The 21,375-nt window shown below is 63.7% G+C and carries 22 protein-coding genes; 10 read left to right on the top strand and 12 right to left on the bottom strand.

Annotated features, from left to right (window positions below):
• Positions 1-163 precede the first annotated feature (163 nt).
• From RQH14_RS04125 to RQH14_RS04115, 3 genes are all read right to left on the bottom strand, one after another.
• Positions 164-625 carry a DUF3817 domain-containing protein gene (locus RQH14_RS04125; protein ID WP_216659694.1) on the bottom strand — a complete coding sequence of 154 codons (462 nt, stop codon included), beginning with the start codon at positions 623-625 and terminating at the stop codon, positions 164-166.
• A 105-nt stretch (positions 626-730) separates the two neighbouring features.
• Positions 731-1,339, bottom strand: coding sequence for a hypothetical protein (locus RQH14_RS04120; RefSeq protein WP_311212067.1), 609 nt, complete (start codon positions 1,337-1,339; stop codon positions 731-733).
• Positions 1,340-1,416: 77 nt separating this feature from the next.
• Positions 1,417-1,923 (bottom strand): hypothetical protein, encoded by a 507-nt coding sequence (locus RQH14_RS04115; RefSeq protein WP_311212066.1) that lies wholly within the window; start codon positions 1,921-1,923, stop codon positions 1,417-1,419.
• A 137-nt stretch (positions 1,924-2,060) separates the two neighbouring features.
• Here RQH14_RS04115 and RQH14_RS04110 point away from each other — a divergent pair, with 137 nt between their 5' ends.
• The 5 genes from RQH14_RS04110 to RQH14_RS04090 all read left to right on the top strand — a co-directional run bounded on the left by RQH14_RS04110 (position 2,061) and on the right by RQH14_RS04090 (position 7,760).
• Complete coding sequence (locus RQH14_RS04110; protein ID WP_311212065.1) at positions 2,061-2,780, top strand: FadR/GntR family transcriptional regulator; 720 nt, start codon at positions 2,061-2,063, stop codon at positions 2,778-2,780.
• Positions 2,777-3,805 carry an asparaginase gene (locus RQH14_RS04105; protein WP_396136284.1) on the top strand — a complete coding sequence of 343 codons (1,029 nt, stop codon included), beginning with the start codon at positions 2,777-2,779 and terminating at the stop codon, positions 3,803-3,805. The genes RQH14_RS04110 and RQH14_RS04105 overlap by 4 nt, the downstream gene beginning before the upstream one ends.
• A 13-nt stretch (positions 3,806-3,818) precedes the next feature.
• Positions 3,819-5,234, top strand: a complete 1,416-nt coding sequence (aspA, locus tag RQH14_RS04100; protein ID WP_311212064.1) for an aspartate ammonia-lyase — start codon at positions 3,819-3,821, stop codon at positions 5,232-5,234.
• A 144-nt stretch (positions 5,235-5,378) separates the two neighbouring features.
• Complete coding sequence (locus tag RQH14_RS04095; protein WP_311212063.1) at positions 5,379-6,887, top strand: amino acid permease; 1,509 nt, start codon at positions 5,379-5,381, stop codon at positions 6,885-6,887.
• A gap of 201 nt (positions 6,888-7,088) precedes the next feature.
• Positions 7,089-7,760 (top strand): FadR/GntR family transcriptional regulator, encoded by a 672-nt coding sequence (locus RQH14_RS04090; RefSeq protein WP_311212062.1) that lies wholly within the window; start codon positions 7,089-7,091, stop codon positions 7,758-7,760.
• On the opposite strand, the gene RQH14_RS04085 is transcribed toward RQH14_RS04090, so the two are convergent.
• The 5 genes from RQH14_RS04085 to RQH14_RS04065 are packed head-to-tail and all read right to left on the bottom strand — an operon-like array spanning position 7,757 to position 12,478.
• A complete protein-coding gene (locus RQH14_RS04085; protein ID WP_311212061.1) occupies positions 7,757-8,626 on the bottom strand; it encodes an amidohydrolase family protein in 870 nt (289 codons plus the stop codon). The genes RQH14_RS04090 and RQH14_RS04085 overlap by 4 nt on opposite strands.
• Positions 8,619-9,566 (bottom strand): aldo/keto reductase, encoded by a 948-nt coding sequence (locus RQH14_RS04080; protein WP_311212060.1) that lies wholly within the window; start codon positions 9,564-9,566, stop codon positions 8,619-8,621. Before RQH14_RS04080 ends, RQH14_RS04085 begins: the two co-directional genes overlap by 8 nt.
• On the bottom strand, positions 9,563-9,877 hold the full coding sequence (locus RQH14_RS04075; protein ID WP_311212059.1) for an L-rhamnose mutarotase: 315 nt from the start codon (positions 9,875-9,877) through the stop codon (positions 9,563-9,565). The genes RQH14_RS04080 and RQH14_RS04075 overlap by 4 nt, the downstream gene beginning before the upstream one ends.
• Positions 9,870-11,177, bottom strand: a complete 1,308-nt coding sequence (locus RQH14_RS04070; protein ID WP_311212058.1) for an alpha-L-fucosidase — start codon at positions 11,175-11,177, stop codon at positions 9,870-9,872. The genes RQH14_RS04075 and RQH14_RS04070 overlap by 8 nt, the downstream gene beginning before the upstream one ends.
• A complete protein-coding gene (locus RQH14_RS04065) occupies positions 11,174-12,478 on the bottom strand; it encodes an L-fuconate dehydratase (RefSeq protein WP_311212057.1) in 1,305 nt (434 codons plus the stop codon). The genes RQH14_RS04070 and RQH14_RS04065 overlap by 4 nt, the downstream gene beginning before the upstream one ends.
• Before the next feature lie 138 nt (positions 12,479-12,616).
• Between RQH14_RS04065 and RQH14_RS04060 the strand changes: the two genes are divergently transcribed.
• From RQH14_RS04060 to RQH14_RS04045, 4 genes are all read left to right on the top strand, one after another.
• Positions 12,617-13,531 carry a fumarylacetoacetate hydrolase family protein gene (locus tag RQH14_RS04060; protein ID WP_311212056.1) on the top strand — a complete coding sequence of 305 codons (915 nt, stop codon included), beginning with the start codon at positions 12,617-12,619 and terminating at the stop codon, positions 13,529-13,531.
• Positions 13,531-14,301 (top strand): SDR family oxidoreductase, encoded by a 771-nt coding sequence (locus tag RQH14_RS04055; protein ID WP_311212055.1) that lies wholly within the window; start codon positions 13,531-13,533, stop codon positions 14,299-14,301. Before RQH14_RS04060 ends, RQH14_RS04055 begins: the two co-directional genes overlap by 1 nt.
• Before the next feature lie 107 nt (positions 14,302-14,408).
• Positions 14,409-15,746 carry a GNAT family N-acetyltransferase gene (locus RQH14_RS04050; RefSeq protein WP_311212054.1) on the top strand — a complete coding sequence of 446 codons (1,338 nt, stop codon included), beginning with the start codon at positions 14,409-14,411 and terminating at the stop codon, positions 15,744-15,746.
• A 112-nt stretch (positions 15,747-15,858) separates the two neighbouring features.
• Positions 15,859-17,103, top strand: a complete 1,245-nt coding sequence (locus tag RQH14_RS04045; protein WP_311212053.1) for a low temperature requirement protein A — start codon at positions 15,859-15,861, stop codon at positions 17,101-17,103.
• Between the two features lie 87 nt (positions 17,104-17,190).
• Here RQH14_RS04045 and RQH14_RS04040 read toward each other — a convergent pair whose 3' ends face one another.
• The gene (locus tag RQH14_RS04040; protein ID WP_311212052.1) at positions 17,191-17,772 is read right to left on the bottom strand and encodes an HD domain-containing protein; all 582 of its coding nucleotides are present in this window, start codon (positions 17,770-17,772) and stop codon (positions 17,191-17,193) included.
• Between the two features lie 47 nt (positions 17,773-17,819).
• The gene (locus tag RQH14_RS04035) at positions 17,820-18,611 is read right to left on the bottom strand and encodes an SDR family oxidoreductase (RefSeq protein ID WP_311212051.1); all 792 of its coding nucleotides are present in this window, start codon (positions 18,609-18,611) and stop codon (positions 17,820-17,822) included.
• Positions 18,612-18,714: 103 nt separating this feature from the next.
• Between RQH14_RS04035 and RQH14_RS04030 the strand changes: the two genes are divergently transcribed.
• Complete coding sequence (locus RQH14_RS04030; RefSeq protein WP_311212050.1) at positions 18,715-19,347, top strand: WHG domain-containing protein; 633 nt, start codon at positions 18,715-18,717, stop codon at positions 19,345-19,347.
• Here RQH14_RS04030 and RQH14_RS04025 read toward each other — a convergent pair.
• Positions 19,344-20,462 (bottom strand): serine hydrolase domain-containing protein, encoded by a 1,119-nt coding sequence (locus RQH14_RS04025; RefSeq protein WP_311212049.1) that lies wholly within the window; start codon positions 20,460-20,462, stop codon positions 19,344-19,346. The genes RQH14_RS04030 and RQH14_RS04025 overlap by 4 nt on opposite strands.
• A 25-nt stretch (positions 20,463-20,487) precedes the next feature.
• On the bottom strand, positions 20,488-21,375 hold the full coding sequence (gluQRS, locus tag RQH14_RS04020; RefSeq protein ID WP_311212048.1) for a tRNA glutamyl-Q(34) synthetase GluQRS: 888 nt from the start codon (positions 21,373-21,375) through the stop codon (positions 20,488-20,490).

Here is a 21,375-nt window from a genome sequence, read left to right as displayed (position 1 = left end):
CCGCCATCACCCACTTCGAAGGCGAACCGCCCGTCGACGCACTGTGCAGATAGTGCGTCAAGCCATCCAAGACTCAAAGTGGGTGGTGGCGGCCCGCCGAATGGGGACGCCTAAAAAAAGAAAGCACCAGTTCCGAAGAACGGTGCTTTCCGTCAGTTGAATCCTAGGAGAACCAGGTCCCCGGAGGGCCCATGAAAAGGAGGAAGCTGAACACTGCGCCCACGGCCACCAGAGTGACAACAACGGCGAGGATCGGGTTCCTCAAGACCCAAGCCTGGGCTTTCTCGAACCCACCACGCGGTGATTCTCCCCCGGCTGCCAAGCGCCAACCACCGGCGAGAAGGCCACGGCGGTCGAGGGACTTCTCCATGGGAATGGTGGCGTACGGGATCACAGCCGAACCGATGGCAAGAAGGCCCGTTCGTGTTGACCACTTTTGGTTGATCCAAGTGAAAGCGGCGGTCGCGGCGTAGCAAAGGAACACGAAGCCGTGAATACCGCCAGCGATGCTCACGCCAACGTCGGTGGTGCGCGTGACGTACTTAAGGAACAACCCGATCAGCAGCAGCGTCCAAGTCACGGCCTCGGCAAAAGCTACGGTGCGGAACAAAGTGCGGGGCTGCATGGAAGTCCTCAGGTAGAAAACGGGAGACACGTCGTATTTTACCGGCTGTAGAACTTCCCATGCGTCACTTCCCAACAACAATTCACTGTACTTCCCAACAACAATTCACTGTGCCGAGGACAGTGCCTGCCCGTTCCGGATGCGGGAATCGCCAAACTCGATGGCAACGGGAGCGATCTCGACCACCGGTTCGTGCCGCGTGCGGGCTTTCCCGACAGCAATATGCGGAACCCATCGGGGAGACCTGTAACCAAGGGCAGGTGAGCTGAGGATGAAGTCGTCAACGTTGTCGAGTCCAAGATCGTCCAGAAGAAAGTGCAAACCCTGCAGCAGGAGCGCCTGGTAGTCGTGAACTTCTTGTGGAACATCCACTTCCAAGCCCATGACCCGTCCGCCACCCAAGGGAATCAGCCAGTCCGATTTGCCAAGGAATCCGGCCAAAACAGGCAACTCCGTCAACCAACTGGCGACTTCAGGGAGCACATGCTCAGGCCTCGCTACTCCTTTGGTCCACGCCACGATGTCCTGGACCAAGTCATCGAGGATCCCGACGTGCAGCAATGTCAGGTGCAACCCCGAAGGTTTACGGAGGGCATCAACGAACCGGGCCAGACCCTCGTAGTCGGAGGCTCCGTCGCCAATACGGAGTACGGGTACCTCAACTGTGATGCGAGGCCCATGCAATCTGCTTCCAACGGGGTTGGTGGCCGTCATGGTTGCCATTATGCGCCGAACGCACAGCGGGCGGGAGGCCGAGGCGGAACTCATGTAACGCCGTCGTGCCCTGTTCGCTACTTCTTGGGACGCGCTTGGACGAGGTTGGCGAACGGAAGCCGCCCGAAAGACGAAACAAAGTCAGAATGGTAGTCGACTTCGGCGGCATTGACCTCGGAGGCGGGGAGCTCCTTCCAGGCAACAATGAGGTCTAAGGCATCCCGTAGTTGCCAGATGAGCCGGGCATCCCAGAAAACGGTGGGCCGTCCGCGGCCGTAGTCCATGAATTCCTGGATCTGCTTGCGAAGCCCTCGGTTACCCTGGCTGCCGGCGCTCGCTTTGCCCAGATACAGCACGGAAGCATCCGCAATCCACTCGGCTTCCAAGGCTTCCCGTTTGAGCGAGGGGTCCTTCTTCTTGAACGTGCCGGCAGTGCTCTTACTAAGAAATACAGGGTCAAAATCCGCGGGGCAAAGGATGGCGAAGACGCCGGGGCCTTGGGGAATCCTCATGGGATCGAGTTCGTCGAGCGGCCGGAATCCGGTGAACCCGTCCTGCATGAGGGACTTTTTGGTGAAGAGCATGGTCCATTGTGTCAAGGATGGCTCGTCCCGACAGAAAGCCGTGGTGACAGCGTGAAGAGGGCCTTCACCAGCCCCCAAACCCTGAAGCAAGCCTTTCAGCGTTGACAGTCGCTTGTGACCCGTGCCATATTCAAAGCGTGAACCTGTCAGACAGCCGGACAGCCGGACAGCAAGAGCCCCAGGGCGGGCATATGCCCATTTCCCGCATCTCCGCAGCTGAAGCGGTCTTCGCGGCGCTGAGGCGTGCGATCGAGGGCGGCCAGTTCGATATCGGCACCAAGCTGAGCTCGGAAGCGACACTGGCGGGCCAGTACGGCGTCAGCCGCTCCGTCATTCGTGAAGCGCTGCGATCCTGCAATACCTTGGGCCTCACCGTGACCAAGACGGGCAAGGGCACGTTCATTGTGGCCAACAAGGTTGCTAACGACCTTACCTTGGGTCAGTACAGCGCGCGTGATCTCAACGAGGCCCGCCCGCACATCGAGATCCCGGCAGCGGGCCTCGCCGCCCAGCGCCGCACCGAAGAAGAGCTTGAACACCTCAAAGAGATCGTCCAGGAAATGCTCAGCGAGAACGACCCCGAAGCCTGGGTGAACCTGGACGCGAGCTTCCACTCTGCTGTGGCCCGCGCCAGCGGAAACCGGGTGTTCGCCAGCGTCGTCTCGGATATCCGCGAGGCACTGGCCCACCAGTCGGAAACCCTCAACCTCGTCGCTGACCGGCAACACCGTTCGGACGAGGAACACGTCGCCGTCCTCAACGCAATCGAAGCAGGCGACTCCGAAGCCGCAAGCAAAGCGATGGCCGCCCACCTGCAGGCCGTCAGCGTGGCACTGGACACGATCCTCAGCAAATGAATATCCCAAAGGACACCATGCCCGCCCCCGCAGCACCGCCCCACCAAATAGCGGCACAAAACCTCAAAGCGCCGCACCACGTCCCCCTCGTCGAGGTAACCCGCGACGGCCTGGTGGAGAGCATCCACTACGGCTCGCTGATTGCCCTCACTGAAGACGGCACAACCGCGGTCGAAGCCGGCGAACCGGACGCGCCGATGTACCCGCGTTCAAGCCTGAAGCCGCTGCAGGCCGTGGCGCTGCTCAAGGCCGGTTTGGACATCCCCCAAAACCTCCTGGCTCTCACCGCTGCCAGCCACTCTGGCGCACAGATGCACCGCGACGGAGCCGCTGAAATCCTGAAGCTGCACGGCCTCACAGAAGCGGCACTGGGCAACAGCACGGACCTGCCGTACGGCGTTCAGGAGCGCGAAGAATGGCTCCGCGCCGGCAACGGTCCCACCCAGCTCGCGCAGAACTGTTCCGGTAAACACGCTTCCATGACCGCCGTCTGCGTCATCAACGGCTGGCCTGTGGAGGGGTATTTGCACCCTGAGCACCCCTTGCAGGTCCTGGTCCGCGACACCATCACGGACCTCACCGGCGAGGAAGCAGCTGCCGTGAGTACGGACGGTTGCGGGACCCCGCTCTTCGCCCACTCCTTGCACGGCATGGCCCGGGCTTATGGCCGCCTCGCTGCTGCCGACGCAAGCACCGATGAGGGCAAAGTCGCCCACGCCATGCGTCGATTCCCTGAAATGGTGGCCGGCGAAGGCCGCGACGTCACCGCCATCATGCGGGCCGTACCGGGACTCATCGCGAAGGACGGCTTTGAGGGACTCCAGCTGGTGGGGCTCCCGGATGGCACCGGTGTGGCCGTCAAGATTTCCGACGGCGGCGATCGCGCCCGTATGCCTGTCACCGTTGAGGTTCTTCGCCGGCTGGGCGTCGACAGCGGCAGCTTGGACACGCTTCAGAGCCCACCCGTGCTGGGCGGCGGCCTTCCGGTCGGCGAGCTCCGCGCGGCCCACATTTTCAGTAACTAAACCAAGGACAGCTATGACCACCGTCGATCAGGCGATCCCCCTCCGTTCCGAACACGACCTTTTGGGCGACCGTGATGTACCCGCGGATGCCTACTGGGGCGTCCACACCCTCCGCGCCATGGAGAACTTCCCCATTACCGGGCAGCCGCTCTCCACCAACAAGCACTTGGTCCGCGGCTTGGCCGCAGTGAAGCAGGCCGCGGCCCGCACCAACCACGAGCTTGGCCTCCTGGATGCCGAGAAGGCGGATGCCATCGTGCAGGCCTGCCAGGACATCATGGACGGCATGCTCCACGAGCAGTTCATGGTGGACGTGATCCAGGGCGGCGCCGGAACCAGCTCCAACATGAACGCCAACGAGGTCATCGCCAACCGTGCACTGGAAATCCTGGGGCACCCCAAGGGCGAGTACTCCAAGCTGCACCCGAACGACCACGTGAACCTGAGCCAGTCCACCAACGACGTCTACCCGACGGCGGTGAATCTGGCCACGATCTTCTCCGTGAAGGAGCTCTTGGAAGCCCTCGAGGAACTCGAGCTCGCCTTCGCTGAAAAGGGCCGGGAGTTCCGGACTGTGGTGAAGATGGGACGCACCCAGCTCCAGGATGCCGTCCCCATGACGCTGGGCCAGGAATTCGGTGGCTATGCCGTGACCATCGGCGAGGACCGGGCACGGCTGGACGAGTCCCACATGTTGATCCACGAGATCAACCTTGGTGCCACCGCCATCGGCACGGGTTTGAATGCGCCGGCAGGCTACGCGGAGGCCGCGTGCCGCCACTTGGCCGAAATCACTGGTCTTCCGCTCCTCACTGCCGCCGACCTCATTGAGGCTACCCAGGACGTTGGTGCGTTCGTGCACCTGTCCGGTGTCCTGAAGCGCGTGGCAGTGAAGCTTTCCAAGATTTGTAACGATCTCCGCTTGCTGTCCTCAGGACCGCGTGCAGGTTTGGGCGAGATCAACCTTCCGGCAGTGCAGTCCGGCTCGTCGATCATGCCCGGCAAGATCAATCCGGTGATCCCGGAAGTGGTCAGCCAGGTGGCGTATGAAGTCATCGGCAACGATGTCACTGTCACCATGGCCGCGGAGGCGGGCCAGCTTCAGCTGAACGCCTTCGAACCGATCATTGTGCATAGCCTGCACAAGAGCATCTCCCACCTGGAAGCAGCGTGCCGCACCCTTACAGCACGCTGCGTCCGGGGCATTACCGCCAACACCGAACGGCTACGGCTTACCGTGGAGCAGTCGATCGGTCTCGTCACGGCATTGAACCCCCATATCGGTTACGCCTCCGCCACCGCTATCGCCCAGGAGGCGCTGGCAACGGGCAAGGGTGTGGCAGAACTCGTTCTGGAACATGGTCTCCTGACCGCGGCCCAGCTTGAGGAACTGCTCAGCCCGGAGCGTCTGGCAAACCTGAGTAAATAGGCCGAAACTGGCCAGTAAGCCCACGGCTACAGTCAGCCGTCCCGCCCGATGAGGCATACCCCACGAGGCGCTGTTCCGCGTGCCCGGACCCCCGAGCCGGACGCGCCCAGGACACCCCCCAACAGGACACTCCTAAGGATTCCAATGACCAACCCCATCACGGACCACACGGTCCCGGCCCAAGCGCACGCCAGCGAGAAAGCCCTCCACAAGGAGGACGCCGGCTACCACAAGGACCTTAAGCCCCGCCAGATCCAGATGATCGCGATCGGCGGCGCAATCGGCACCGGACTGTTCCTGGGCGCCGGCGGCCGACTTAACGCAGCTGGCCCCTCCCTTGTCATCGCGTACGCAATCTGTGGTTTCTTCGCCTTCCTGATCCTCCGCGCTCTCGGTGAACTGGTTCTGCACCGCCCGTCGTCGGGTTCCTTCGTTTCCTACGCCCGTGAGTTCTACGGCGAAAAGGCAGCCTTCGTTTCGGGCTGGTTCTACTGGATCAACTGGGCCACCACCACCATCGTGGACATCACCGCAGCGGCGCTCTACATGGAGTTCTTCGGCAAATACGTCGCCTGGATAGGTGCCGTTCCGCAGTGGGCGTGGGCGCTCATTGCGCTGGTTGTAGTGCTCTGCCTCAACCTGGTCTCCGTGAAGGTCTTCGGTGAAATGGAGTTCTGGTTCGCGCTGATCAAGGTGGCAGCACTGGTGGCCTTCCTCCTGGTGGGCTCCTACTTCGTCATCTTCGGCACCCCGGTGGAGGGCCAGGAAGTCGGCTTCAGCCTCATCGCAGACAACGGCGGCGTCTTCCCCAACGGCGTCCTTCCCATGATCATCCTCATGCAGGGTGTGCTCTTCGCCTACGCGTCGATTGAACTTATCGGCACTGCAGCCGGCGAAACTGCCAACCCGGAAAAGATCATGCCCAAGGCCATCAACTCCGTGGTCATCCGCATCGCCCTCTTCTACGTTGGCTCCGTGATTCTGCTGGCGCTCCTCTTGCCGTACACCACTTACGAAAAGGGTGTCAGCCCGTTCGTGACGTTCTTCGGTTCCATCGGCGTTGAGGGCGTGGACGTCATCATGAACCTTGTGGTTCTCACCGCAGCACTGTCCTCGCTGAACGCCGGGCTTTACTCCACAGGCCGCATCCTCCGCTCCATGTCGGTGGCCGGCTCTGCCCCGAAGTTCGCCCAACGCATGAACAAGGCAGGCGTCCCCTACGGTGGCATCGCCATCACCGCCGGCGTTTCCCTCCTCGGTGTTCCGCTGAACTACCTGGTCCCGGCCGATGCTTTCGAAATCGTGCTCAACGTCGCATCAGTTGGCATCATCGTCACCTGGGCCACCATCGTCCTGTGCCAGATGCAGCTCAAACGCTGGGCCGACAAGGGATGGGTCAAACGCCCGTCCTTCCGGATGTTTGGTGCCCCGTACACCGGCTGGTTGTCCTTGATCTTCCTGGCGGCCGTCCTGATCATGGTGTTCATCGAGTCCCCCTTGACCATGCTGGTCACTGCGATTGCCTGCGGACTCATGGTCTGGGGCTGGTTCCTGTGCCGCAAGCAAATTCATGAGCTTGCTGCCACCCGCGACGGCTACACCGGCAGCGCGCCGGTGATCGCCAACCGTCCGCTTCCCGGCGGCGATAAGTAACAAGCAACAACCGCTGAATCACGACGGCGGCACCCGGGTTCCGTAACAATCGGAACCCGGGTGTCGCCGTCGTGCGTTAACGCCCCCAACCAGGTCGCAGCTGAGCGCGTTTTGAGCACTGAAAACGCGCTCAACTGCGACTCAGTTGGGTGGGGACGCGGCGGAGGCAGACATCGGATCATTCGTGGCTACTATTGGTCCATGGCTGTCACAGACGAGGCGATCAGCAAGATCAAAGACATGCTGATCCGCGGGGAACTCAAGGCCGGCGATCGACTTCCGCCGGAAAGGGAACTGAGCGAGCGGCTTGGCCTCTCCAGGAGTTCCCTGCGCGAGGCGGTCAAAGCCCTCGAACTGATCCGCGTGCTGGACGTCCGCCGCGGTGACGGAACCTACGTGACCAGCCTCGACGCCAAGCTGCTCAACGAAGCCGTGGCGTTCGTGGTGGACCTGCATCAGGATAGGTCCATTCTGGAACTCTTTGAGGTCAGGCGGATCCTTGAACCGGCTACCGCGCACTTGGCCGCGGGCAAAATGACGCCCGACCAACTGCTGGCCCTCCGGAGCACCATGGACGGCATCAACGAGAACACGGACGTCGAGGAACTTGTGGCCCATGACCTCGAGTTCCACAGCATCATCACCGAAGCCGCGGGAAACGACTACCTCGGCAGTCTTTTGGAGGCCCTGTCCAGCAGCACCGTCCGGGCACGGATCTGGCGCGGACTGACACAGGAAAAAGCTGTGGCCCACACGTTGGCCGAGCATCACGCGATCGCAGACGCGCTGGAGCGGGGAGACGCCGAACTGGTACGCGCACTGGTGACGGTGCACATCAGTGGCGTGGAGAACTGGCTGCGGCAGGCGCTCTAACCCTCGGCCAGAGGGGTGACCGCCAAGCCGTAAGTCCGGATCGCGGTCTCTTCGAGGACGGCGTCCTGCTCGGACGGGCTCAGGGATGACACCAGTTCCAGCAACACATCCAGCGTCCTGCCATAAGGGGCCCCGAGGGTACTGACCGGCCAGTCGCCGCCGATCATCAAGCGCTCTGGCCCGAAAGCCTCCACAGCGGTTTCGAACAGCGGCCGCAGTGTCTCCGGTTCATACTCAACGCCGGGCAGGTGGAGTCCGGAGAGTTTGGCCACGGCATTGGGCTCCCGGCCTAGGGCTCGGAAGTCGGCGCGCCACGAATCCATGACGTCAGGATCGCCGAACGGAGGCTTGCCCAGATGATCCAGGACAACGGTCAGTTCCGGGAGGTCCCGGGCCAGCCGCACTGCAGCTTCCAGATGCCGCGGAAACGCATCCGGAACGTCAAAGGCGAGCCCCCGCGCTGACACCATCGCCAGCGACTCACGAACGGCGGGCAGGTCAAGAAAATCAGCCCGCGGATCATCATGGATCAGATGCCGCACGCCCCTAAACACAGGCTGGGCACCGAAGCGCGCCAACTGCTCCGCGGCCTCGGAAGGCGAATCCAGCCGGATCCAGCCCACCACGCCCAGCACCCAAGGATTCCGCGCAGCTACGGCCAGCATGGCTTCGGTGTCGGCAACGGTATCGTCGGCCTGGACCAGCACCGCTCCCCGAACTCCGGCGGCCTCCAGCCTCTCGCGGGCTTCGTCCTCCCCGAAACTCCGGTAGAGCGCACCGTGCTGCGGGCCGAGCCATCCATAGGGGCGCACTCCGCCGGTGACGAAGGAATCCACCGTCCACAGGTGCAGATGCGAGTCAATCACGCCCGGCCGCCTCCAACGCGTCCCAGAGCTCCTCCGGCACGGGCGCTTCCATCCGGGATGCGTTCGTGGCCACCTGTTCAGGAGAAGTGGCCCCAGCGGTCACGTTCACCACAGCGGGATGCCGCAGCGGGAACTGCAGTGCCGCCGTCGGAAGTTCCACGCCAAAGTCGCGGCAGACAGCCGCCAGGCGCCGCGCCCGCGCCAGCACGTCCGGGGGCGCCTGGTGGTAGTTGTAGTGCGCGCCCTCGGGGACCTCGGGCCGGGCCAGGAGGCCCGAGTTGTAGGCACCAACGCTGACGACGCCGGTGCGGCGCTGCACACAGCGGTCAAGCAGCGGGACGCTGGGCTGCTCAAGCAGGGTGTAGCGGCCGGCCAGCATCACGAGGTCGAGGTCGGCGGATTCGACGCATTCCAGCGCAGCCTCGGCCGAGTTGATTCCCACACCGATGGCCCTGACCATTCCCTCGGAGCGCAGCTTCTCAAGTACCGGGAGTGCCTGGGAGATGCCGGCGTGGAGATCGTGGACATCGGGGTCGTGAAGATAGGCAATGTCCACGTGGTCCACGCCAAGCCGTTCCAGCGAGTCCTCGATGCTGCGCCGGATTCCCTTCTCGGAGAAGTCCCACACGCGACGCGTGGTGGCGGGGACATCGAAGCCCTCGGGGTCCTGCCCACCGGCGGCGTTGGGCTCCAGCAGCCGGCCCACCTTGGTGGAGATGACAAACTCGTCGCGGGGCTTGTCCCGGAGAACGGCACCCAATCTCTGCTCGGACAGGCCCAGGCCGTAGTGCGGAGCGGTATCGAAGTAGCGGATGCCGGCGTCCCAAGCGGCTAGAACGGTGGCGAGCGCTTCCCCGTCCGGAATGGCCCGGTACAGGTTCCCGATGCCCGCACCACCGAAGCCAAGATTGCCCAATGTCCCCGGGCCAAGTGAGTTCATGGCAGTTCCCATACCTTCTGGATACCCGCATCCTCCCCCGAGTAATCATCCTGGACCGCTAAAAGTTCACCCATCCGGGCCTGCCACGGAACGTTGGAGGGGTGGTCGGCGAGCGCGTGCCGCATGGCTTGGTAGTTTTCGACGTCCACCACATGGAAGAGATCCAGACCGCTGCGCCAGATCCGCCAGTTCTTCACCCCGGCCTCTTTGAGAGCCGCCACCAGTTCGGGCGGGATGTGCGCGTGGGCGTCGGCGTATTCGTCCTCGGTTCCCGGCTTGAGCTTGGTGTGGAGGGCGATGCTCTCAGCCATGGACGGCCTCTTGCCGGAGGGCTGAGGGCTTCAGGAAAAGTTCCAGCACTGGCACCGCGACATCGGGTTTTTGAACGGGAAGCTTGATGGTGAGTGTTCCGGGTGGTTGGCCGCCCGGGGTCATGTTCATGGCTTGCTGGGCGGGGTCCAGTTCCCGCAGGAACACCTCCGAGGCGTCGTTCAGCAGCTGGGCGTATTCCACCTTGCCGGCGAGGTCCGGCAGGTGGACGTATTCGAAGGGCCACGCAAAGAGGTGGACGTACAGCCTGTCACCACGCTGCGTGTAGCGGGCATCCGTCGGCGCGGTAAAGGGCGAGGCTCCGGCCCCGTAGATGGCGCGCGAGTGCAGTTTCATCCATTCACCAATGCCCTCCAGCGAACCCAGCGCCCGCGGATCCAGGCTGCCCCTTCCAGTGGGGCCCACGTTGAGCAACAGGTTGCCGCCCTTGGACACACCATCCACCAGCATCCGGATGAGCAGGTCAACGGGCTTGTAGTTCAGGTTGTCCCTGTCATAGCCCCAGCTGCCGTTCAGCGTCTGGCAGGCTTCCCAGGTGACCGGTTCGCCGTCGTCCATCATGGGGCCGGCAGGCTGGTACTGCTCCGGCGTGACCAGGTCTCCCGGGATTTCCAGGCGGTCGTTGACCACAATGGCTGGCTGCAGCTCCCGAATCATGGCGAGCAAGGCGTCTGAGTCCCAGTCTTTCCGGCCTTTGCCGCCCCAATATTCCTCTTGGTGTCCGCCTGTGTAGGAGAAGTCGAAGAACAGGTAATCGATGGTGCCGTAGTTGGTGAGGAGCTCACGCACCTGGCCGTGCAGGTACTGGCGGTATCGGTCCATGTCGCGCCCGGCGTTCAAGCTTTCGACGTCGGCCGCGTTGCGTTGGGGATGGACCCCGTCCACGGTGAAGTCGGGGTGGTGCCAGTCGATGAGTGAGTGGTAGAAACCGACCTTCAATCCCTCGGCCCGGAGCGCGTCCACATAGGGAGCGATCAAGTCCCGGCCGGCGGGCGTGTTGGTGGCTTTGTAGTCCGTCAGGGCGGAGTCCCACAGACAGAAGCCATCGTGGTGCTTGGTGGTGAGGACCACGTACTTCATCCCTGCGTTGCGTGCGGCCCGGGCCCACTCATGGGGGTCATAGAGGTCCGGATCGAAGCGCCGGAAGTACTTGGAGTACTCCTCCACCGTTGTTTCCTCTTGGTTCATCACCCACTCGTGGCGTGCCGGCAGGGCGTAGAGGCCCCAGTGCACGAACATGCCCAAGCGTGCCTCCTCGAACCAAGGTGCGTGCTGGATCAACGGGATTCCTTCCATACGGGGCCGTTCGGAAAGCTGTACGCGGCCAGTGTTTCACGGAGCATTTCGTTTCCGGCTCCAGGATTCGACGGCGGCCAGTACGCGCCGTCGTGGACGTCAACGGGTGTGATGAAGTGTTCATGGAGGTGGTCCACGAACTCGATGGTCCGGCCTTCCTTGGTGCCGGACACGGCGATGAAGTCCACCATGGACAGGTGCTGCACGGCTTCACACAGGCCAACGCCACCTGCATGCGGACACACTCTGACGCCGAATTTTGCAGCGAGCAGGAGGATGGCGAGGTTCTCGTTCACTCCTGCCACCCGGGCGGCATCAATCTGCAGGACCTGCAGCGAGCCGGCCTGCAGCATTTGCTTGAACACCACCCGGTTCTGCACGTGTTCGCCTGTGGCCACGGGAATCGGGGCTACCCCGCGGGCGATGGCGGCGTGGCCCAGGATGTCGTCCGGGCTGGTGGGCTCCTCAATCCAGGCAATGTCATAGGGGGCAAGGTGGGCTATCCAGTCGATGGCTTCCTGGACATCCCAGCGCTGGTTGGCATCCACGGCAATCTTGATGTCGGGCCCAACAGCAGCGCGTGCCGTCCGTACGCGGCGGATGTCGTCCTCCAAAGACGCACCTACCTTCAACTTGATCTGGGTGAAACCATCGGCAACGGCTTCCTTGGCCAGCCGCGTCAGTTTCCCGTCGCTGTACCCCAGCCAGCCCGGCGTCGTGGTGTACGCGGGGTAACCCTCGGCGCGAAGTGCCGCCTTCCGCGCTTCCCTGCCGGGTTCGGCGGCGCGTAGGATGTCCAGCGCTTCCTCGGGAGTAAGTGCGTCGGTGAGGTAGCGGAAGTCAACGAGTGCCACGAGCTCTTCCGGCGTCATACCGGCCAACAGCTCCCAGAGCGGCAGCCCGGCACGTTTGGCCTTCAAATCCCACAGCGCATTGACCACGGCTCCGATGGCCATGTGCATGACACCCTTCTCGGGGCCCAGCCACCTGAGCTGGGAGTCATGGGCCAGCAGCTTCCACGTGGCTCCCATGTCAGCCAGCAGCGCCTCAACATCAGCGCCGAGGAGGTGACCACGGAGCGCGTTGATCGCCGCCGTTTCCACCTCATTCCCCCGGCCGATGGTGAACACGAAGCCGTGGCCCTCGTGTCCATCCCCGGCATCCGTGCGGATGATCAGGTATGCCGCGGAGTAGTCCGGGTCCGGATTCATGGCGTCGGAGCCATCCAGCTCAAGGGATGTTGGAAAGCGGATATCGAACGTATCCATTGCGGTGATGATGCTCATGCGGCTCCTGAAGTGCGTCACGATTCTTCACCGAGCCTAAACATCCGATGTCTTGCTTGTCAATGGGTCACATTTCCGTATTATGGGGGAGAACACCACACTAGAGCTCGGATGTTAGTCCCGAACACGGAGGAAGCCATGACCTTGAAATTCGCCAGGCTGGGTACGGCCGGAAACGAACAACCGGCCGTCATCGCCCAGGACGCCGACGGCACCGAGAAATACTTCAGCCTCATGCCCCTGACCCAGGATATCGACGGCGGATTCCTCGCCTCGGATGGCATCGAGCGCACCCGCGAAGCCCTGAAGAGCGGGGAACTTCCCGAGATCTCCCCCGAAGGCCAGCGCATCGGTGCGCCGGTTGCCCGCCCGGGTGCAGTGGTGGCCATCGGCCTCAACTACACCGCCCATGCTGCCGAGTCGGGTGCCACACCACCCGAGGTTCCTGTGGTCTTCCTCAAGCCCACCAACACCATCGCCGGACCGTTCGACGCCGCTCCCATCCCGCCGTCGTCGGAAAAGTACGACTGGGAAGTGGAACTGGCCATCGTGATCGGCCGGGAAGCGTCATACCTTTCCTCAGTCTCGGAGGCGGAAGCCTGCATCGCCGGCTACGCCGTGGCGAACGACCTCTCCGAGCGCGCCTACCAAATTCCCGGTGCTGCGGGACAGTGGACCAAAGGCAAGTCCCTCCCCGGCTCCACTCCCCTGGGCCCGTGGCTGGTCCCGGCCTCCGAGATCGACGCAAGCAACCTGCGCCTCCAGACCTTGGTCAAGGGTGAAGCCCGCCAGGATTCCAGCACGTCGGACATGATCTTCGACCCGGCCACCATCGTGCACCACCTGAGCCAATACATGGTCCTGGAGCCCGGGGACGTAATCATCACCGGGACCCCCGAGGGCGTTGCACTATCCGGCCGCTTCCCCTACATCCAGCCCGGCGACATCGTGGAGTTGGAGATCGAAGGACTGGGACGCCAGCGCCAGGAGTACTTCAGGGCACAGGCCGGTTCCGTGTCCGATGCAGCCGCTCCCGCCCACGTCAACGCCTGATGGCAGCCGCAGCGCCCTCGGTGGGCAACGACTTTGAGGGTCTCGCAGCCCTCGTGACCGGCGGTGCCTCCGGCATCGGGGCGGCCATAGCGGACCGCCTTGCTGCCGGAGGCGCTCAGGTCGCCGTCCTGGACCTCGCCCCGGAAACCAGCACGCACTTTGGCGTCCAGTGCGATGTGGCCGATGACGCGTCGGTGCGTGCCGCCGTCGACGCCGTTGTGGGGCAGTTTGGCCGGTTGGACATCGTGATCAACAACGCCGGAATCGGCGCCCAAGGCGACATTGCGGCGAACGCCGACGACGAGTGGCTGCGCGTCCTCAACGTCAACGTTGTGGGCATCGCCCGCGTCAGCCGCGCAGCTTTGCCGTATCTGCGCGAATCCCCGGCAGCGGCGATCGTGAACACCTGTTCCATCGCGGCCACGGCCGGACTCCCGCAGCGCGCCCTGTACTCGGCGTCGAAGGGTGCAGTGTTGTCCCTGACGCTCGCCATGGCAGCAGACCACGTCCGTGAGGGGATCCGCGTCAACTGCGTCAATCCCGGCACCGCTGACACCCCCTGGGTGGGACGGCTGTTGGATTCCGCTGCCGACCCCGCCGGCGAGCGCGCCGCCCTCAACGCCCGGCAGCCCCACGGCCGGCTGGTTGACGCCGCAGAGGTGGCCGGCGCCGTCGCGTACCTTGCGAGCCCGCTGTCAGGCTCGACGTCGGGAACCTCGCTGGCGGTCGACGGCGGCATGCAGGGTTTGCGGTTGCGTCCAGTGCAGTAGGAGTTTCGTAACGCAACGGGCGTGCAACGTCCGGCACCGGTGGTTCGCCTATGCTCAACCACAAGGAATCAACGGCGACTCACTTAGCAAACTCAGGAGCATCACCCATGAGCAACTGGCGCATCAGGGACTTCCATTCGTCCGATCTCGATGGCATCCTTCACCTCTGGGAGTCGCTCAAGGCCGACGGCGTGGAACCGGTGTACGCGTTGTCCGAGGTCCTCGCTTCCTGCGAAAAGGACCATGCGGTGGTGGCGGTGCAGGGCGATCAAGTGGTGGGCGCCGCCGTCGGACGTGCCGCACACGATCAAGGCTGGATCGTCTTCCTGGCCACGCTCACCGAGTTCCGCGGCCGCGGCATCGGCACCTCGCTGCTGTCCGCCGTCGAGAACCGCATGGCCCCGCACGGCCTCAACAAGCTGTCCGCGCTCATGCCTGAAACCGAAACCCGCGTGGAAGCCTTCCTGGGGCGGGGCTTCGTGGTCAAGAAGAACCTGCGCTATTTCGAGCGCACCATTCCCGTTCAGCGGCAGGAGTTGGAGCCATTGAGCCTGCTCGGTGGCCGCATCCTTGCCCGTGATCTGTGGGAAAACGTTGCTGGCATGCGCCGCGAGAAGGAACTGCTGGAACGACGGCTGGTGCTTCCCTTGGCTGAGGCCGACCTCGCCGACGAATATGGCGTGGTGCCCCCGCGCGCCGTTGTGCTGTTCGGTCCGCCGGGTACGGGAAAGACCACGTTTGCCAAGGCCATTGCGTCGCGGCTTGAGTGGCCGTTCGTGGAAGTCTTCCCGTCGCGCTTGGCCGCTGACCCCAAGGGCCTGGCGGGCGCCCTGCGCGAGACCTTCCTGGAGATCGCCGAGCTGGAGCACGCCGTGGTGTTCATCGACGAGGTTGAAGAGATCGCATCGCAGCGTGCCGGCGATCCGCCGTCGCCATTGCAGGGCGTCACCAACGAGCTCCTCAAGATCATCCCGGCCTTCCGCGAACAACCCGGCCGGCTCCTGGTCTGCGCCACCAACTTCATCCGCGCCCTGGACACCGCATTCCTCCGCCACGGCCGGTTCGACTACGTCATCCCCATCGGCCTCCCGGACGTCCACGCCCGCGAAGCCATGTGGCAGCGCTTCATCCCCGCCACGGTGGTGGATTCCGTGGACATCGCCCAGCTGGTGGAACGGACGGAAGGCTTCTCGCCCGCCGACATCGAGTTCGCGGCCCGCAGCGCCTCCCAGCGCGCTTTGGAAAAAGCAGTGTACGACGACGGGGCTGCTTTAGGCGGTTCAGCCAGCGCTGCGTCCGGGGCCGGGTCCGGGGCCAGGTCCAACGGGCGCAAGGGTCCCGAGACACAGGACTACCTCGACGCGATTGGTGACACCCGCACCACCGTGAGCCCCGAGGTGCATCAGGACTTCCTCGAGGACATCGACGTGCTGGGGCGGGTGTAACTCCTTCCCGCGGGATCGCCGGAACGCTGCGGGTTCGCTGGAGCTAACCGGCGATCCCGACGTATTCCGGCGATCTCGGCGTGGAGGCAGGGGCAGCGGTAATCTTTGAGCCATGTCCTCGAATCCCCTTCGCCATGCGCTGTCCCGCATGGGCGGCCGCGATCCCCATGAAAAGCACCGCACAGCAACCCCGCTGGAGCTCTTCTTCGACCTGACCTTTGTCATCGCTTTCGGTGTTGCGGGCAGCCAATTTGCCCATGCTGTGGCGGAAGCGCACTTTTGGCCGGGGCTTCTGGCGTTTTCGTTCGCCATGTTCGCCGTGATCTGGGCCTGGATCAATTTCACGTGGTTCGCCAGCGCCTACGACACCGATGATTGGGTGTTCCGCGTAGTGACCATGGTGCAGATGGTGGGCGTCCTCATCCTGGCCATGGGCATCGAACCGGTATTCCACTCCATCATCGACGGCAAGCACGTGGACAACTTCACCATGGTGCTGGGCTACATCGTCATGCGTGTGGCCCTGATCTTCCAATGGTTGCGCGCAGCCCGCCAGGACCCGGCACGTCGGGACACCTGTTTGCGCTATGCGAAATACGTGGCAGTCGTCCAGATTGGGTGGGTGGCGGTCCTCTTGATCGACGCCAACGTCCTCACCACTTTCCTGATGGCAGCTCCGCTGTTCGTCATGGAGATGGCGGCACCGTACTTCGCGGAACGTAAGATCCGCACCCCGTGGCACGCCCATCACATCGCGGAAAGGTACGGGCTTCTAGCCATCATCGCCCTGGGCGAATGCTTGATTGGCGCCATTGAAACCCTGCGCGCCATTGTTGCTACCCACCAGTGGTCCATGGATGCAGCACTGGTTGGACTGAGTGGCACCGGGTTAGCCTTCGCCATGTGGTGGATCTACTTCATCCTGCCCTCAGGCCCGGCATTGCACGTCCAGCGGCATCGTTCGTGGGTGTTTGGCTATGGGCACATGCCCGTCTTTGCAGCTATTGCCGCCACCGGCGCGGGCCTGCACGTTGCCGCGTACTTCATTGATCATGAAACCCACATTCCTGCGGCCGCTGCGGTGGCTTCCATCGCCATCCCAGTTATTTTGTTCAAGGTTTCGCTCAGCACGCTGTACGGCATCTTGCTCGGCATGGACCGGGAACACCTCTGGAGCTCCACACTGGTGGTCTTGGGCTTAGCATCAACCATTGCCCTGGCCGCAGCAGGTGCATCCGTTCCGGTGTGCATTTTGGTCATGATGCTGGTCCTGGGCCTGTCCATCGCCTACGACGAACGACGCGGCCACAAGGGCCGGGCCGCGGCACTCCGTCGACTGGAAACCGCCGCGGGCTAAGGCACTTCCCTGCGTTGCGGGGCCTGCTCTACGCCCCATTTCGTCGCCGAGGCACGCAGAGCAGGCCCCACAACGGGCGCGCATGAGTTACTCGGGAGCGATCTCGTCCAGTTCCTCGAGCAGGTATGGGTTGATCCGTTCCAGGATCATCCTGACCTCGTCGCGGGGAACGGCCGTGTACAGCACAGGCCGGGCGTCGGCGTAGCGGGTGACCGGCGGCTTTTCCGGCCACTTCTCCGCAAGGGCCTGAACCCGTTCCGGGAGCGAGTTGTGGGCGTTGTCCGCGATCTTCACCAACGTGGCGTCATGGTCCTCGGCAACGAAACGGATGCCGGCGTCGTAATCATCCGGATCGTCGTGGAAGCGCCTGGTGACGCGCTCGATGATGTCTACCGCACGCTCGGAAACTCCCATTTCCAGCAGGGCCTGCCGGGTGATGGGTGTGTCCTCGGCGATGTCGTGAAGGTAGCCGGCGATCTGGATGTCCGCGTCAAAGTCGGCCAGAGCATCGCCTACTGCCAGGACATGCTCGCGGTACGGGCGCTTGAGCTTGTCCTTCTGCCTGTTGTGGGCCACCTCCGCCAGGACCTGGGCTGTTTCTACAGTGAAGTGTGGTTCGGTCATGCTGGCCTCCGGGTTGAACATGGGACCAACGGCGATCGATCCCATGTTCAGGCTATCGGGTGTTCCGGGACAGGAAGCGCCGTGGACGTGTTCTACCAGTCCTGTACAGCGCGGGCTGCGATGGCGACGGTGACAGCCCTCGGCAAGCGCTGGGCAAATCCGGCCGTCACCCGGTTGACCCACCCCGAAACGACACTGCCGGGTGTGTCCTTGCGGCCCAGAGCTTTAAGCGCTGTTCCGACAACCTGCTCAGAGGTCTGCATTTTGCCCACTGCTGCGGACTCACCGCCGAGGACGTCGAAGAACTCAGTGCGCGTCGCCCCGGGACAAAGGGCCAGGACGTTCAGTCCGGAGTTCTTGGTTTCGTGGGCGACGGCCTCGGTGAAGCTCAGGACGAAGGCCTTGGTGGCGCCGTAAACGGCCATGCCGGGAATGGGCTGGAAGGCGGCGGTGCTGGCGACATTCACCAAGGCACCTTTCCCGGAGGCGAGCAGTTCCGGCAGGAAGGCCCGGGTGATGTCCACCAGGGCGGCCACGTTCAAGGAAATCTCAGAGGCAATAGTGTCCGGATCTTCCTCAACCAAAGGCCCGTGGGTACCGAAACCCGCGTTGTTGACCAGGGTGTCCACGGTAATCCCGCGGCCGGCCAGTGAGTCGAAGAGCTCGCGACCCACTCCTGCACGGCCCAAGTCCATGGGGAGCACGGTCACCGTGATTCCGTGGCGGGAGCGCAAGTCCTGGGCCAGCTCCTCCAGACGGTCTGCGCGCCTGGCCACCAGGACGAGGTTGGAGCCCCGGGCAGCAAATTGTCCGGCGAACTCAGCGCCGAGGCCGGAGCTGGCACCTGTAATGAGTGCAGTGGTACCTGCGTAGGTCATGGTCATGGCGGAATCCAATCCGTTGAGTCGGAGACTGATGTAGTCGCTGTCTACATGGTAGGCACTGTCTACTTTGTTGTCAATGACAACATTGGCTTAGACTTGAACCATGACCGACCAGCCCTACCACCACGGCAAACTCCGGGAGGCCCTCCTGGAGCGAGCCATGGAGACTATTGAAGAAGCCGGCGTGGACGGACTCTCGCTGCGCCAGCTGGCCCGTGATGTCAACGTCAGCCACGGTGCCCCGGCCAAACACTTCCGTGACAAGCAAGCCCTGATCGACGCCGTGGCGCTGGCTGGCTTTCAGTCGATGAACCGACTCATCCGGGATGCCACCCAGTCCGGCGATGACCTCCGCGGCCGCTTCGTCCGCGTCGGCAAGGCCTACGTCGACTTTGCCGTTGAGCACCCCGCCTTGCTGACAGTGATGTACTCCACCAAACACCACCCCGATTCCAGCGAGGAACTGCGCAACACCGGCGCGCAAGGAATCCACGTTGCCCAAGCCATGATCGCCGAGGCCCAGGAAGCCGGCGTCCTGGCCGACGGCGACCCCGGGACACTGGCCATGGTGTGCTTCGTAAGCCTTCACGGGACTGCCCTTCTAGCGGCCGGCGGGCACTTGGACGGGACGTCAGTGGAGGACGTGGTCACCGCTACCACCGACACCCTCTGGGCAGGCATGGCGGCTGGAGTCCCGGCAGCCCAGCTCGCCTCTACAACGCAGCTCAGCAGTTAAGTGGCGCGGCCGGCAATCACTTCCCGCACCGCCGCGCTCAGCTGGAAGTTGCGGCAGCCCACTCCCCCGGGCTCCGCCTGCTGGGGCACGTACCCAAAGCCGAGTTCATACACAGGGTCCGCGAACCCCAAAGATGCGCTGGCGCCGTCGTGCCCGAACGCGCGGTAGCTGCCGAACGGCATCCGAGTGTGGGACTTCATGAACACCGTGGCGAAGCAGCCGGTCTCCCCAAAGACGCGGTCGATTCCGAAGACCTGCTCGCTGGTCACCGCACGGATTGTCTCCTCCGTAAGGAGAGGGGGAGCACCGGGTTCGCCCGCCAACCCGGTCAGCGCTGCAGCGTAGATCCTTGCCATCCCTTCCGCGCTGGCCACACCAGCGACCGAGCTCAGCCCCGCAGACCGCACCTCCCGGATGTTGGGCAAGTCCAGGATGTCACCCACGGCCGAGTTGGCCGCAAGGCCGACGTGGCTGGCAGGATCCACCCACGGCCACGACGGATCGGCAGCCCAGCGGAAGGGTGCGAAGCGGGCCTCTTCGGCGTCGGGCAGGCCAAGGTAGAAGTGGGCACCGGTCACGGCCCGGATCCGCTGTTCAAAGACGTCTTGGAGGGTGGAACCGGTGATGCGGCGGCACAGCTCCTCCATGAAGATACCGATGGTCAGCGCGTGGTAGCCGAAAGCAGCGCCGTGTTTCCATAGTGGCGGAAGTTTGGCGAGCTTGGCGGCTGCAAGCCCGGAGTTGTTGACCTCGTGGAGGGTGAGGCCGCCTTCCACCCCCAGGAGCCCGGCCTGATGAGACAAAAGCTGCGCAACGGTGATCGAGGCTTTCCCTTCGACACCAAACTCCGGCCAATACTTGGTCACCTCGGCATCAAGGTCCAAGGTGCCGTCCTGAACCAGCAACGCCATCACCAGGCCCGCCATGCCTTTGGAGCAGGAGAAGACGCCCGTGACCGAGTCCGGGCGGATATGCGGTCCGCCGCTGAGGTCCAGCACTTTGACGCCGCGATGGTAGGCGGCGACTTGCGCCGAATAGTCCGGATCCTGATCAAGGAAGCTGCCGAAGAGCTCGGCGACGGGTTCGAAACCTGGGGCGATCACCTGTGCATGCATCCAGACAGCCTACGTGCTGGGCTGTTCAGGGCCGGCGAGTTTTCCACACCCACGGCTCCTTGGGGAGGCTCCGGGGGTGGAAGTACGGCAGCGCCTCCCCCAAGGTTCCGGCCGGCAGGCCCACCGATTCAAGGATCAGGTTGCGGACCCTGTCGGCAGTATTTCCGACGGCGGCGAGGTCGCCCAGCGTGACCGCACCGTCGCGCTTTGCCAGCCTCGCGCCGTCGTGGTTTACCACCAGCGGAACGTGGGCATATTCGGGAATGGGCAGGCCCAGCAGCGTCGCCAAGTAGGCCTGCCGGGGGGTGGAGGGGAGGAGGTCGTCGCCGCGCACCACCTGATCGATTCCCTGGGCGGCGTCGTCCACCACCACTGCCAGATTGTAGGCGGTGACTCCGTCATTCCGACGCAGCACAAAGTCATCCACCACGCCCACATAATTGCCGCGCAACTGGTCCTCAACAGCCCACTCAGAAACGTCCGCTTGGAGCCGGATCGACGCCGGACGTGACGCGCGCCGGATCTCCCGTTCAGCGTGGGACAACCGCCGGCACGTCCCTGGATACGCGCCCTGCGGCGCATGCGGCGCCGACGGTGCTTCCTGGATTTCCCGGCGGGTACAGAAGCATTCATAGGTGCGACCATCAGCGGTGAGGCGCGCAATCGCTTCGTCGTAGAGCGCCGTGCGCTCAGTCTGGCGTACGACGGCGGCGTCCCACCTGACGCCGACGGCCTGCAGGTCGCGGAGCTGCTCTGCTTCGGCGCCGGACCGAGCCCGGTCCAGGTCCTCCACGCGCAGCAGGAAGTCCCTGCCAGTGGACTTCGCGAAGAGCCAGGCCAGGATGGCCGTACGGAGATTGCCGACGTGTAGTTCGCCGGAAGGGCTCGGGGCGAAACGGCCAGCTGAAGTCAT

The organism is Arthrobacter sp. WCS2018Hpa-7, assembly GCF_031843805.1.
Classification (GTDB): domain Bacteria; phylum Actinomycetota; class Actinomycetes; order Actinomycetales; family Micrococcaceae; genus Arthrobacter.
This window is presented reverse-complemented; position numbering and strand designations above follow the sequence as displayed.